The sequence below is a fragment of the Umezawaea sp. genome (genome assembly GCF_057122925.1).
The window spans coordinates 1-13,683 of record NZ_DBNGPQ010000187.1; the positions used below are offsets into that span (position 1 = coordinate 1).

Below are 13,683 nucleotides of genomic sequence, written 5' to 3' on the forward strand. Positions count from 1 at the left end.
GCGCCGCTCCCGCGCGGCGGCCCACGCGCGGGTCCTGCTCGGTGCGGGTCGTCGGGGGTGGCGTTCCGCGCCACCCCGGACGGCCCGTCCACCGACGACAAGGAGGAGGAGACCAGTGCCCGACCCGACGCGCCTGACCGACCGTTCCTGGCTGGTGCTGGGCGATCTCGACCTCACCTCGACCAGGGCCCGGCTCGCCGCGGCCCACCCGGTGCTCCGCGTCACCGGCTACGACTTCTCCGCACCGCCGCACGAGCCGGTCGCGGAACTCGACGCCGACGAGCAGGCATCGGCCTGCTGGGGCGAACTGGTCCGCGCGGAGGTGGAGGCCGCGGTGGTCGACCCCGCCCCGGCCCGGCTCGCGGTGGCCAGGCTCGCCCGCGACCGGCACCTCGCCGTCGTCGTCACCAGGGGCGGCCTCGACCCGCGCACCGTGCTGGGCTGGGCGCTCGACCCCGACCACCACGACGTCCCGGCGCAGTCCACGGGGGAGCGCGGCCTGCCCGTGCTCCCGGCGGTCGAGCTGCCGGCCGCACTGCGCGGCGGGCAGCCGTCGGGGTCGGCGAGCACGCTGCGCAGGCCGTGCGGTCAGGCGCCCGCGGAGTTCGCCGCCGCGCTCGGGGTGTCCGAGGAGGCCGTGCTCACGACGGCCGTCGCGGTCCTGCTGGCCCGCTACCGCGGTCTGCCCACCGTCGACCTGCTGGTGACGACGCCGAGCCCGGTGCTGGTACCGGTGCTCGTCGAGGACCACCGGCGGGCGTCCGAACTGGTGCGGATAGTCCACAACGGACTGCTGAACGGGATTCCCGTGCCGCCGTCCGCGGGAGCGGCCGTCGCCGTGGGCCGCCACCGCGACACCGCGCCGGAGGCCGTCGGGCGGTTCGCCGTCGCGCCGGTGCGGGTCGCCGACGGCCGGGCGGAGCACGAGCTGTCCTTCGCGCTCACCGACGACGGCACGCTGCGCGTCGACCACGACGCCGGGCTGTTCGAGACGCGGGCCGTGTTCACGGCCGCGAACCGGCTGCTCGCCGTGCTCGCGGGCATCACCTCCGACGAGCGGGTCGGCGACATCGGCGCACTCACCCCGGCGGAGCGCGACGAGGTCGACACCTGGTCGCGCGGCGAGCACCGCCAGGTCGAGGACACCTGCCTGCACACCCTGGTCGAGCGGCACGCCGCTGCCACACCCGCCGCCGTCGCGGTGGTCTGCGGGGGCGTCGAGCTGACCTACGGCGAACTGGACGCGCGCGCCAACGGCGTGGCGCACCGGTTGCTCGGGCTGGGGATCGGCGCGGGCGACCTCGTCGCGGTGCTCGCCGACCGGGCCGCCGAGCCGATCGTCGCGATGCTCGGTGTGCTCAAGGCGGGCGCGGCCTACGTCCCCGTCGAACCCTCCTACCCGCCCGAGCGGATCCGGCACGTCCTCGACGACTCCGGGGCGCGGGTCGTCGTCGCGCACCGGCCGTTCGACGCGCCGATCCCGGTCCTGCCGCTCGCCGACCGCGCCGACGGGCCGCGGCACGACCCGGCCGTCGCGGTCGACCCCGGCGACCTCGCCTACCTCATCTACACGTCCGGCTCGACCGGCGTGCCCAAGGGCGTCGCGGTGAGCCACCGGTCCATCGTGGTCTCGACGCACGCCCGCGGCATCGGCGGACCGCCGCCCGAGCGCGACCTGGTGACCATGCCGCTGTGCTTCGACGGCGCGGCGGGCGGCCTCTACTGGACGCTCACCGGCGGCGGCACCGTCGTGCTGCCGACCGAGGCCGAGGCGCACGACCTCCTCGCCCTGCGGGCGCTGCTGCTGCGGGACCCGGTCACGCACGTCCACTCCGTGCCGTCGCACTACGGCCTGGTCCTCCAGGCGGCGGCGGGCGCGGGGCTCGAACACCTGCGCCTGGTCTCCGTCGGAGGCGAGCCGATGCCGCCCAAGCTGGTCGCCTGGCACCTGCTGGACTGCCCGGAAGCGGTGCTGCTCAACGACTACGGCCCGACCGAGTGCGCCGTGTGGGCGACCGCGCACCGGTGCGGCTTCGCCGAGGCCACCGGCGCGAAGATCCCCATCGGCGGCCCGCTGCCCAACTACCGCGTCCACGTGCTGGACGCCCGGCTGCGGCCCGCCCCTCCCGGCCTGGCCGGGGAGATCTACATCGGCGGCCCCGCCGTGGCGCGCGGCTACCACCGCAGGCCAGGACCGACCGCCGAGCGGTTCCTGCCGGACCCGTTCGGCGCGCCGGGGGAGCGGATCTACCGCACCGGCGACCGCGGCCTCTGGTCGGCGGAGGGCGAGCTGCACATCATCGGGCGGGTCGACAACCAGGTGAAGCTGCGGGGTTTCCGGGTGGAGCTGGGCGAGATCGAGGCCGCGGTGCGCAACCACCGGTCGGTCGCGGACTGCGCCGTCACGGTCCGGACCGGGGGCAACGGCGTCGACCAGGTCCTCGCGTTCGTCGCGTCGCCCGATCCCGGCCTCACCGACGGGGACCTGCGGGACGAGGTGGCCCGGCTGCTGCCCGCCTACATGCACCCCGACCGGTTCGTCGTGCTGCCGAGGCTGCCGCGCGGCCCCAGCGGCAAGGTCGACGCGCAGGTGCTGCGGACCTTCGACCTCGACTCGGTGCCGACGCCATGACCGTCCTCGACTCGCGGCCCCCAGGGGGGCTCGACCTCTCCGCCGTCGCCAGGAGCGACGGCCTGCACCTCGCCGACGGCGGGGACCGCGTCGACCTCACCGCGGCCGACACGTCCTCCGAGCTGAGCGCCGTGCTGGCGGCGCACCCGCTGGTGGCCCAGGTGGTCGTCCTGCGCCAGTCCGGCCGCGTCACGGCGGTCGTCGTGCCCCGACCGGAACCGGTCGTGCCGTCGGCCCGTCCCGCGCGGACGGCGCAGCTGCTCGACCGGCTCAACCGCCTCGATCCGCACCGGGTCCTCCAGATCGGCATCGGCGACCTCGACCTGCCCGCCTCGTTCTCGGCGCAGTGCACGACCTACCGGCTGGTCGACCTGTCGCTGACGCGGGTGTGCGACGTGCTCACCCGGCGGCCGGACCTGCGGCCCAGGATGAGCGTGCGCGCCATCTCCGCGGTGGGCGACCCGATCACGGCGCCGGAGCCGTACGACCTGGTGCTGGTGGACCTCGCGGCGCCGTCGCTGTCCACCGTGGACCTGCCGACCGCGGTCGTGCGCTGGCTGCGGCTGGTGGGCGGCGCGGGCGCGGTGTTCGTCGCGAACCTGCGCGACCCCAGGGTCGAGCGCCTGGCGAACTGGACCCGCACCGGCAGGCCGAGCAGCGTGCGGGACGCCGCGGGCTGGTCGCCGCCCGCGCTGCTGCGCGGGCTCGCCGTCGGCCACGACGTCGCGGCGCACGCCTACCCGCCGCTCGGTCCGGTCGGCCACTTCGACGTGGTGCTGCGCCACGCGGGCGCCCACCTGCGGCTGCCGATGCTGCGCTGGAACCGGGAGGTCCAGTCACCGGCGCACCTCGCGCGGCTGCTCGCCTCCCGCCGGGTCGAACGGGTCCGGCTCGTCGGCATCCCGCTCGCGGGCGTCGTGGACACCGTGCTCGCCCGGCGCGCCCGCGAGTCGCGCCCGGCCGCCGTCCGCTACGGCTACGGCAACGGGGTCGACTGGCACGAGGTGGAGGCGGTCGCGGCGGACCACGGCTACGAGGTCACGTTCGCCGCCTCCCTCACCGGCACCGAGTACCACTTCGACGCCGTGCTGGAGCGCTCCGAGGCCACGGCCCGCCGGTCCGCTCGGCCGCACGGCGGTCTCGCGCCGCGACTGCGGCGGTGGCTGGCGCTGCGCGCCCCCGACCTCACCGGTCCGGTGGACCTGGTCGTGCTGGACACCGGGCAGCTAGCCGGGATCGCGGGAACCCCGTGACCCGGCGGGCGGTGGTGCTCGGCGGGGCGGGCCAGGTGGGCGGGCTCTTCACCCGCCTCCTCCGGCCGCGCGGTCCGGTGGTGTCGGTGGACGTCCGGCGCTCGGAGGCCGTCGGGGTCGAGTCGGTGGTGTGCGACGTCCGCGCGCCGTCGGCCGCGGTGCTCGACGCGGTGCGGTCGGCCGACGTCGTGGTCCTCGCGCTGCCCGAACCGGTCGCGCTGACCGCGGCCGCGGCGTGCGCGGAGGCCGTCCGGTCCGGTGCGCTGCTCGTCGAGACGCTGTCGGTGCAGGAGGGCGTCACCCGCGGGCTCACCGCGCTGGCCGAGGAGCGGGGCGCGGAGGTGTGCGGCCTGAACCCGATGTTCGCCCCCTCGCTGGGTTTCGCGGGCAACGCGGTGGCCGCGGTCCGGGTGGTCGACGGCCCGCGCACCGCCGAGGTGCTCGGGCTCGTCGCCGGGGCGGGCGCGCGCGTCGTGGAGGTGACGGCCGAGGAGCACGACCGCACCACCGCCGTGCTCCAGGCCGCCACGCACGCCGCCGTCCTCGCGTTCGGCGCGGTGGTGGCGGACCACGGCGACCCGTCCGTCCTCCTGGGACTGGCGCCGCCACCGCACCTGACGCTGCTGACGGTGCTCGCCAGGATCACCGGGGGGAACCCCGACGTCTACTGGGAGATCCAGACGGCGAACGTGCACGCGGCGGCCGTGCGGACGCAGCTCCGCGAGGCGCTGCTGGCGATCGACGAGTTCGCCTCCACGGGCGACGACACGGGTTTCCACGACTCGGTGCGCCGGATCGACGACGGTCTCGGCGACCACGCGCCACTGCTGCGCGACCGCTGCGCCCGGCTGTTCGCGGCCGGGCCCACCAGGGGAATGGACGGGACATGGACGAGTTGACCGTGCGCGACGCCACCAGGGACCTGTTGCGCGCGCTGGGTCTCACCACGGTGTTCGGCAACCCCGGCACCACGGAGATCGCCTTCCTCACCGACTGGCCGGAGGACTTCCGCTACGTGCTGGGGTTGCAGGAGTCGGTCGTGGTGGCGATGGCCGACGGCTACGCGCACGCGGCCCGCGAGCCCGTGCTGGTGAACCTGCACTCCGCCGGTGGGCTGGGCCACGGCCTCGGCCACGTGTTCACCGCGTTCCGCAACCGCACGCCGATGATCGTCCTCGCGGGCCAGCAGATGCGCACGCTGCTGCCCGACGACCCGTTCCTCGGCGCCACCGACGCGGTCGACTTCCCCAAGCCGTACGTGAAGTGGAGCTGCGAGCCCGCCCGAGCCCAGGACGTGCCCGCCGCCATCGCCCGCGCCTACCACGTCGCCACGCAGGCGCCGCAGGGCCCGGTGTTCGTCTCGGTGCCGGTCGACGACTGGGACGCCCCCGCCGAGGGGCCCGTCGTGGTCCGGCCGCGCATCCCCGGCACCGCACCGGACCCGGCGGCGCTGGACGAGGTGGTGGCCGCGCTGGACGGCAGCTCCCGACCGGGCATCGTCGCGGGGCCCGCGGTCGACGAGGACGGCGCCGTGGCGGACCTCGTCGCGCTCGCCGAGCGCACCGGCGCCGGGGTCTGGGCGAGCGGCGTGTCGGCGCGGTGCTCGTTCCCCGAGGACCACCCGCTGTTCCGCGGCTTCATCAGCCCGGAGCGCCGGGCCACGGCCGCCGCGCTCGCCGAGCACGACGTCGTCGTGGTGCTCGGGGCGCCCGCGTTCACCTACCACGTGCACCGCGGCGAGTCCGAGGTGCCGCTGCCGCCGCTGTTCCTGCTGAGCGACGACCCCGAGGCACTGGCGCGGGCGCGCGAGGGCACCGGCGTCCGGGCCACCGCCAAGCTCGTCATCACCGCGCTGCGCGAGCGGGTCCGGGCCGCCGACCGTCCACTCCCGACCCGGCGGCCGCGGCCACCCCGACCCGCCGAGACCACCCCGATCTCCGGGGGCCACGTCTACTCGACGATCGCGGAGCTGCTGCCGGACAACGCGATCGTGGTCGAGGAGACCCCCAGCCACCGCACCCTCCTGCACGACCACCTGCCGATCACGGCGACCGACACCGGTTTCCTCACCACGGCCAGCGGCGCGCTCGGCTACGGGCTGCCCGCCGCCGTGGGCGCCGCGCTGGCCAGGCCGGACCGCAAGGTGGTCGCGGTGATCGGCGACGGGTCCTCGATGTACGGCATCCAGGCACTGTGGACGGCCGTGCGGGAACGGGCGCCCGTGACCTTCGTGATCCTCGACAACGCCCAGTACTCCGCGGTGCGCACGCTCGGCGCCGCGGCGGGAGGGCGCAACATCCCCGGCGTCGACCTGGGAGGGCTGGACTTCGTGGCGCTGGCCGGTGGCATGGGCTGCCCCGCGAGCTCGGTCTCCGACCCGGCCGCGCTGAAGGCCGTCCTCGCGGCGGCGCTGGCCGACGACGGCCCGCACCTCGTCCACGTCCGCGTGGACCCGAACCCCCCGGCCATGTACTAGCGGGGGTTCTTCCCCTGATACCGCGGCGAGAGAGCCGGAAATTAGCGTGGACCGCAGGTGGGCACGACAGCGCCACCGCGCGGCTCTTCGAAGGAAAACCCCCAGTGCGACGCGGAACCCACCGTCGCCTGTTCTGTGGCGAGAGGAAGAGATATGAAGGCGGAGCTGGCGATGTTCGGCGGCAAGCCCGCGGTACGTCCGGAGTACCGGCGTCTGGAGTGGCCGGTGGTGACGGACGCGGAGCGGGACGCCGTCCTGCGCGTGCTGGACCACCGGAAGTTCACCGTGGGCGCGAAGAACGAACCGGAGATCCACGGCCTGGAGAGCGAGTGGGCCGAGTTCTGCGGCACCCGCCACGCGGTGGCGGTCAACAGCGGCACGGTGGCGCTGGAGCTGGCGCTCACGGCGCTGGGGATCCAGCCGGGCGACGAGGTGATCGTGCCCGCCCTGAGCTACGTCGCGACGGCGATGGCGCCGCTGTACCAGTTGGCGATCCCGGTCTTCGTCGACATCGACCCGGTCACCTTCAACATCGACGTGACGAAGATCGAGGAGAAGATCACCAACCGCACCAGGGCGATCGTCCCGGTCCACCTCGGCGGTCTGCCCGCCGACATGGACGAGATCCGGGCACTGGCGCGCAAGTACGACCTGCTCGTCGTCGAGGACGCCGTGCAGGCGCAGGGCGGCCAGTACCGCGGCGAGACGATCGGCTCGCTCGGCGACGTCGGCTGCTGGAGCCTCAACGTCGAGAAGAGCGTCCCGACGTGCGGCGAGGGCGGCCTGATCACCACCGACGACGAGGAGGTCGCGGAGCGCGTGCGCAGCCTGCGCATCCTCGGCGAGGACCTCAGCACCGAGGAGCGGCTGTACGTGTCGGCCACCCGCGGGTCGAACCTCAAGCTCAGCTCGGTGCTCGCCGCGTTCACCCGCGCCCAGCTCGACCGGTTCTGGGAGTACCAGGCCAAGCGCGACCAGAACGTGCCGGTGTTCCTGGACCGGCTGGCCCAGCTCCCCGGCATCGTCATCCCCACCGTGCCCGCCGACCGCACGCACATGTGGCACATGCTGCGCTTCCGCTTCAACCCGGAGGCCGCGGGCCTCGAAGGGGTCACGGCGGGCCGCTTCCGGCACGCCCTGCGCCGCGCGCTGCTCGCCGAGGGCGTGCCGCTCACGCACTACCAGATCATCCCGCTGCCGGGTCAGCCCGTGTTCCAGAAGCAGGACGCCTACGGCCAGGGCTACCCGTGGTCGCTGCCGGGCACCAACCCGCAGCGCTACGACCTCGCGGACTACCCGGTGACCTGCCAGGTCATCGAGGACTCGCTGTGCCTGCGCCGGATGCACCTCAACCCCGACGCCGGTCCCGCGCTGGAGGAGTACGCGGACGCGTTCGACCGCGTGTGGCAGCACCTCGACGTCGTCGGCCGGTTCGCCCGGTCGCTCGACTACGAGCCCCCGTGGGCGGCCGTGCCCGGCTACTCGGCGTCCAAGGTGGGTGCGGCGTGACCGTGCAGACCGCCGAGGCGTTCGCCGGGGTGGGAGTCGACCTGGGCGAGCTGGAGCGCCGGGCGCTGGCCGTGCGGGAGCACGTGCTCGCGATCGGCGCGGGCCCGATCGGCACCCACGTCGGTGGGTCGCTGTCGGCGGCGGACATCCTGGTGGCGCTGTACTTCGACGTGCTGCGCGTGCGCCCCGACGAGCCGGGCTGGAACGGGCGCGACCACTTCCTGCTCAGCAAGGGCCACGCCAGCGCGGCCCTGTACGCGACGCTCGCCGAGCGCGGTTTCCTCCCGGTGGAGGAGCTGGCCACCTACGGGCGGTCCTCCGGCAGGCTGATGGCCCACCCCACGCTGTCGGTGCCGGGCGTCGAGTTCGCCACCGGGTCGCTCGGCCACGGCCTGTCGCTGGGCGTCGGGCTCGCGCTCGCCGCGCGGCGGGCCGTGCGCCCCAACCGGGTGTACGTCCTGCTCGGCGACGGCGAGCTCCAGGAGGGCTCCGTCTGGGAGGCGGCGATGGCCGCCGCCCACCTCGGCCTGGACGGCCTCACGGCCGTCGTGGACCGGAACCGCTTGCAGATCAACGGTTCCACCGAGGACCGGATGGGGCTCGAACCGCTCACCGACAAGTGGCGCGCGTTCGGCTGGAACGCGTCCGTCGTGGACGGGCACGACTTCTCCCGGCTCGTCCCGGCGCTGCGCTCGGCACCGGGGTCGGGCCGCCCGACCGTGCTGATCGCCGACACCGTGAAGGGCCGGGGTGTCCGGCACCTCGAACACCGCAAGCAGGGGCACTTCGCCAAGCTGAGCCCCGCCGCCTACGAGCGCGCGCTCGCCGCGCTGCGAGCAGCGGCATGAGCGGCGCGCTGGTCGCGAGGGCGCAGGCGCCCGCTCCGGCGCCCGCGTCGGACCGGGCGGCCTACCGGGCGACGCTGCTGGAGCTGGCGCGGGAGGACAGCCGGATCTGGTGCGTCGACTCGGACACGGGCGGCCTGGAGAAGCAGTTCGAGTCCGAGCTGCCCGACCAGTACGTGGACCTCGGCATCGCCGAGGCCAACCTGATGTCCGTCAGCGCCGCGCTGGCGAGCACCGGGATCCTGCCGTTCGTCAACACCATGGCCGCGTTCGCCTCCGCGCGGGCGCTCGAACAGGTCAAGGTCGACATCGCCTACCACGCCCTCCAGGTGCGCGTCGTGGCCACGCACTCCGGCTTCTCCGCCGCGCACCTCGGGCCGACGCACCACGCCCAGCAGGACCTCGCGGTCATGCGGACCCTACCCGGCATGACCGTGATGACCCCCGCGGACGCGGGGGAGACCGTCCGCATGGTCAGGGCGGCCGCGTACCTGCCGGGGCCGGTGTACATCCGGCTCGGGCGCGCCGAGACCGACCCCGTCTACACCGGGGACGATCCGGGGTTCACGGTCGGCAGGGCGGTCGAGCTGCGCGCGGGCGGCGACGTGACGATCGTGGCCGCCGGGTCGTACCCGGTGCTGTTCGCGCTGGAGGCCGCCGATGCCCTGGCGGAGCAGGGGATCAGCGCCACCGTGCTCAACATGCACACCATCAAGCCGCTCGACGTGCCCGTGCTGGTCCGGGCGGCGGCCACGACCGCCGGGATCGTCACGGTCGAGGACCACTCGCTGCTCGGCGGGCTGGGGAGCGCGGTCGCCGAGGCGACCTCGCTGCACCACCCCACCCGCGTGCTGCGGGTCGGTGCGGCGGACTCGTTCTGCCCACGGCCGGGGACCCACCGCGAGCAGCTGGAAGCGTCCGGGGTCTCCCCGGACCGCGTCGTGGCCGCCGCGCGGGCCGTGGTGCGCGGCCGCCGGTGAGGACATCCACGCCTGACCATCCACAGTGGATGAACAGTGAAAGGAGAAGTGCGTCATGACAACCGCAACAGTGAGCACCTGCCCCGACTGCACCGAGACCGTACCCGTTCAGGACGGGCTCCGCGTCACGTCGATCGTCGTGTGCCCCGGCTGCCAGGTCGAACTCGAGGTCATCGCTCTCGACCCGACCGAGTTCGCCCTGGCGCCGGAGATCGAGGAAGACTTCGGGGAGTAGCGGTGCTGGCCGTCCTGACGACCCGCGTCCGCCTCGAAGAGCGGATGATCTTCGCCGCCCTGGAGCGGCGCGGCATCCCCTACGAGGCCGTCGACGACCGCAGCCTGGTCGTCGACCTGCAGACGGGTCCCGAGGTGCGCTACCGCGGGGTGTTCAACCGGATCATGTCGCACACGCGCAGCGTGTACGCCGCCCGCCTGTTCGAGGCCGCGGGTCTTCAGGTCGTCAACTCCAGCCAGGTCATCGAGACCTGCGGGGACAAGGTCCTGACGTCCCTGGCGCTCGTCCGCGCGGGTCTGCCGACACCGCGGACGGTCGTCGCGGTGACGCCGGACGCCGCGCTGCGGGCGATCGAGACCATCGGGTACCCGGCGGTGGTGAAACCCACCGTCGGGTCCTGGGGGCGCCTGCTGTCCAAGGTCAACGACCGGGACGCGGCCGAGACCCTCGTCGAGCACAAGCAGGCCATGCGCTCGCCGTCGCACTCGGTCTTCTACGTCCAGGAGCTCATCGACAAGCCGGGCCGCGACATCAGGGCCATCGTGCTCGGCGACCGGGTCGTGGCGGCGGTCTACCGCCGGTCCGACCACTGGATCACCAACACGGCGCGCGGGGCCACCACGTCGCCGTGCGAGCTGACACCGGAACTGGTGAAGCTCTCGCTGCTGGCCGCCGAGGCCGTCGGCGGCGGGATGCTCGCCGTCGACCTGATCGAGCGCTCGACCGGTGAGCTGCTGGTCACCGAGGTCAACCACACGATGGAGTTCCACGGTCTCGCCTCGGTCGCCGAGGTGGACATCGCGGACCTCCTCGTCGAGCACGTCGAGGAGGTGCTGTCCGGATGAAGGCGGCGGTGGTAGGCGGTGGCGGGTACATCGGCGGCGAGGTCGTCCGGTTGCTGCTCCAGCACCCGGAGGTCGAGCTGGCCCAGATCACGTCCACCCGCCACAGCGGACGTCCGCTCAGGGTCGTGCACCCCAACCTGCGCGACCAGAGCGATCTGACCTACGTGACGGACGACGAGGTCGAGGAGTGCGACGTCGTCTTCCTGGCGATGCCGCACGGCGCGTCCATGAAGGGCGTCGACCGGTGGTCGTCGGTCGCGCCGAGGGTGGTGGACCTCAGCGCGGACTTCCGGCTGACCGACCACGCGCGGCGCGAGCGCTACTACCCCGGACCCGCGCCGGACCCGATCTGGCTCTCCCGCTTCCAGGCGGGCATCCCCGAGCTGAACAGGGACGGCCTGCGCGGGGCCAGCCACATCGCGGTGCCGGGCTGCATGGCCAACGCCGCCATCCTCGCGCTGCACCCGCTGGCCGAGGCGGGGCTGATCGACGGCTCGGTGCTCGTCGACGCCCGCACCGGCTCCAGCGGGGGCGGCCGGACGCCCGACGAGGGCAGCCACCACCCGGAGCGCAGCGGCGCGCTGCGGATGGCGAAACCGCACGGGCACCGGCACACCGCGGAGATCGAGCAGGCGTGCGGGGTGCCGGTGCAGATGTCGGTGACCGCGATCGAGGCCGTGCGGGGCGTGCAGGTGGCGTGCCACATCACGCCGTCGCGGTCGGTCACCGAGCGGGAGCTGTGGTCGGTCTACCGCGACGCCTACCGCGACGAGCCGTTCGTCCGGCTGGTGCGGGAGCGCTCCGCGCTGCACCGGCTGCCCGAGCCGAAGATCCTCAGCGGCAGCAACTTCTGCGACATCGGGCTCGCGCTCAACTCGGCGGGCGACCACCTGGTGGTCGTCTCCGCGCTGGACAACCTGGTGAAGGGAGGTGCGGGCAATGCCGTCCACTGCCTCAACATCGCGTCCGGGTGGGACGAGACCGCTGGACTCTCCTTCACCGGGCTCCACCCGGTCTGAGCCGGGGTGCTTCGTGGTCAAGGTCGGCGGCTCGCTCGGTGACGACATGTCCCGAGCGTGCGCCGACATCCGCGACCTGGTGCTGGAGGGGTGCCCCGTCGTCGTCGTGCACGGCGGCGGGGCGGAGTCCGACCGGCTCGCGGCGGAACTCGGCCGCACCACCCGGTACCTGACGTCCACCAACGGGCGGCGCAGCCGCTACACCGACGCGGACGCGCTCGACTCCCTCACGCTCGGGATGCTCGGCCGGGTCAAGCCCCCGCTGGTGGTCGAACTGCTCCGCGCGGGCGTGCGCGCCGTCGGTCTGTCCGGAGTGGACGGTGGGCTCGTCACCGCCCGCAGGACGCCGCCCGCGCGGGTGGTGGTGGACGGCGCCGAGCGCGTCGTGCGCGACGACCTCTCCGGGCGGATCACGGCGGTGGACCCGCACCTGGTCCGCACGCTGCTGGACGCCGGGTACGTGCCCGTGGTGTCACCGCCCGCGCTGGACCCGGAGGCGGGTCCGCTCAACGTCGACGCCGACCGCTTCGCCGCCCGGCTGGCGGTCGCGCTCTCGGCGGACTGGCTGGTCGTCCTGTCCAACGTGCCGGGGCTGCTGCGCGACCCGGACGACCCGGCCAGCCTCGTCGCCGAGGTCCCGTGCGACGACCTGGCGGACTACCTCGACCTGGCGGAGGGGCGGATGAAGGTGAAGCTGCGCAGCGCGGGCGAGGCGCGGCTGGCGGGGGTGCGGCACGTCGTCCTCGCGGACGGCAGGGTGCCCTCGCCCGTGCTGGCCGCCCGAGCCGGTACCGGAACGACGTTCGTCGAAGGAGCACGATGACCACGCGCGCCGAGACACTGCTCCTCCAGATGGTCGGGATCCCCTCGCCGTCGGGCGAGGAGGCCGCACTGGCCGCCTACCTGGCCGAGGTGCTGCCGGACTTCGGGTTCGAGAGCCACGTCGACGACGTCGGCAACGTGATCGGCAGGCGCGGCGACCCGACCGCGCCGATGATCATCCTGATCGGGCACATGGACACCGTCCCGAGCCAGATCCCGGTGCGCCTGGAGGGCACGGTCCTGCACGGGCGCGGGACCGTGGACGCCAAGGGGCCGCTGGCCACGATGATCTGCGCCGCCGCCGAGGCCGACGTCCGCGGCGTGCAGATCGTGGTCGCGGGCGTGGTGGAGGAGGAGACCTTCGGCCGCGGCGCCACGCACCTCGCCGAGACGTTCCGGCCCGACGCCGGGTTCGTCGGCGAGCCCAACGGCTGGGCGGGCGTCGGCATCGGCTACAAGGGCCGGGTCATGCTCCAGTACGACGCGAGCCGCCCGTCCGTCCACACCGCCAGCCCCGAGGAGAAGGCGACCGAGGCCGGGGTCGCCTTCTGGAACGAGGTGGTGGGCTACTGCGACCGGGTGTCGACCGGGGACAAGGCGTTCGACCGGCCCATCGCCACGCTCGTGGAGATGGGCGGCACCATCGAGGAGGCGTCGCTGACCATCTCCGTCCGCACCCCGCCGGGGTTCGACCTCGACGCGTTCGAGCTGTTCCTCACCGGGGTGGCGCGCGACGGCGTGCTGAAGATCGACGACCGCACGCCCGCCGTGCGGGTGGACACGGGCGGCGCCGTCGTGCGGGCGCTGTGCGCCGGGATCCGCGCCCGCGGCGCCCGGCCGAAGCTGAAGCTCAAGACCGGGACCGCCGACCTGAACATCGTCGAGCCGCGCTGGAAGGTGCCGATGGCGGTGTACGGGCCCGGTGACTCCGCGCTGGACCACACCGACCGCGAGCACATCGACCTCGTCGAGTACGCCACGGCGATCGACGTGCTGCGCGACGCGCTGGAGCGGCTCGCCGAGGAGCTGGCCGGGGCGGAGTAGCCCGGCGGGCGGAGGGGGTTCGG

The 13,683-nt window shown here is 74.2% G+C and carries 12 protein-coding genes; all 12 read left to right on the plus strand.

All coding sequences use genetic code 11. The features are described 5' to 3' along the window. Positions 1-115: 115 nt before the first annotated feature. Positions 116-2,632, plus strand: a complete 2,517-nt coding sequence (locus AC156L_RS41440; protein ID WP_484407825.1) for an amino acid adenylation domain-containing protein — start codon at positions 116-118, stop codon at positions 2,630-2,632. After that, entirely contained in the window at positions 2,629-3,885 is a 1,257-nt protein-coding gene (locus tag AC156L_RS41445) for a hypothetical protein (RefSeq protein ID WP_330874683.1), read from the plus strand. The genes AC156L_RS41440 and AC156L_RS41445 overlap by 4 nt, the downstream gene beginning before the upstream one ends. Then, positions 3,882-4,784: a prephenate dehydrogenase/arogenate dehydrogenase family protein gene (locus AC156L_RS41450; protein ID WP_330874684.1), complete on the plus strand. Its 903-nt coding sequence runs from the start codon at positions 3,882-3,884 to the stop codon at positions 4,782-4,784. Before AC156L_RS41445 ends, AC156L_RS41450 begins: the two co-directional genes overlap by 4 nt. Then, positions 4,772-6,361: a benzoylformate decarboxylase gene (gene mdlC, locus AC156L_RS41455; RefSeq protein WP_330874685.1), complete on the plus strand. Its 1,590-nt coding sequence runs from the start codon at positions 4,772-4,774 to the stop codon at positions 6,359-6,361. The genes AC156L_RS41450 and mdlC overlap by 13 nt, the downstream gene beginning before the upstream one ends. 153 nt (positions 6,362-6,514) lie before the next feature. After that, a complete protein-coding gene (locus AC156L_RS41460) occupies positions 6,515-7,870 on the plus strand; it encodes a DegT/DnrJ/EryC1/StrS family aminotransferase (RefSeq protein ID WP_330874686.1) in 1,356 nt (451 codons plus the stop codon). Next, entirely contained in the window at positions 7,867-8,718 is an 852-nt protein-coding gene (locus tag AC156L_RS41465; RefSeq protein WP_330874687.1) for a transketolase, read from the plus strand. The genes AC156L_RS41460 and AC156L_RS41465 overlap by 4 nt, the downstream gene beginning before the upstream one ends. Further along, complete coding sequence (locus AC156L_RS41470; RefSeq protein ID WP_330874688.1) at positions 8,715-9,695, plus strand: transketolase family protein; 981 nt, start codon at positions 8,715-8,717, stop codon at positions 9,693-9,695. Before AC156L_RS41465 ends, AC156L_RS41470 begins: the two co-directional genes overlap by 4 nt. A gap of 55 nt (positions 9,696-9,750) precedes the next feature. Next, positions 9,751-9,930, plus strand: a complete 180-nt coding sequence (locus tag AC156L_RS41475; protein ID WP_330874689.1) for a lysine biosynthesis protein LysW — start codon at positions 9,751-9,753, stop codon at positions 9,928-9,930. A 2-nt stretch (positions 9,931-9,932) separates the two neighbouring features. After that, the gene (gene lysX, locus AC156L_RS41480) at positions 9,933-10,775 is read left to right on the plus strand and encodes a lysine biosynthesis protein LysX (RefSeq protein ID WP_330874690.1); all 843 of its coding nucleotides are present in this window, start codon (positions 9,933-9,935) and stop codon (positions 10,773-10,775) included. Then, positions 10,772-11,794 (plus strand): N-acetyl-gamma-glutamyl-phosphate reductase, encoded by a 1,023-nt coding sequence (argC, locus tag AC156L_RS41485; protein ID WP_330874691.1) that lies wholly within the window; start codon positions 10,772-10,774, stop codon positions 11,792-11,794. The genes lysX and argC overlap by 4 nt, the downstream gene beginning before the upstream one ends. 13 nt (positions 11,795-11,807) lie before the next feature. Beyond that, positions 11,808-12,617: a [LysW]-aminoadipate kinase gene (locus AC156L_RS41490; protein WP_330874692.1), complete on the plus strand. Its 810-nt coding sequence runs from the start codon at positions 11,808-11,810 to the stop codon at positions 12,615-12,617. Continuing rightward, the gene (locus AC156L_RS41495) at positions 12,614-13,660 is read left to right on the plus strand and encodes a [LysW]-lysine hydrolase (RefSeq protein WP_330874693.1); all 1,047 of its coding nucleotides are present in this window, start codon (positions 12,614-12,616) and stop codon (positions 13,658-13,660) included. Before AC156L_RS41490 ends, AC156L_RS41495 begins: the two co-directional genes overlap by 4 nt. Positions 13,661-13,683 lie beyond the last annotated feature (23 nt).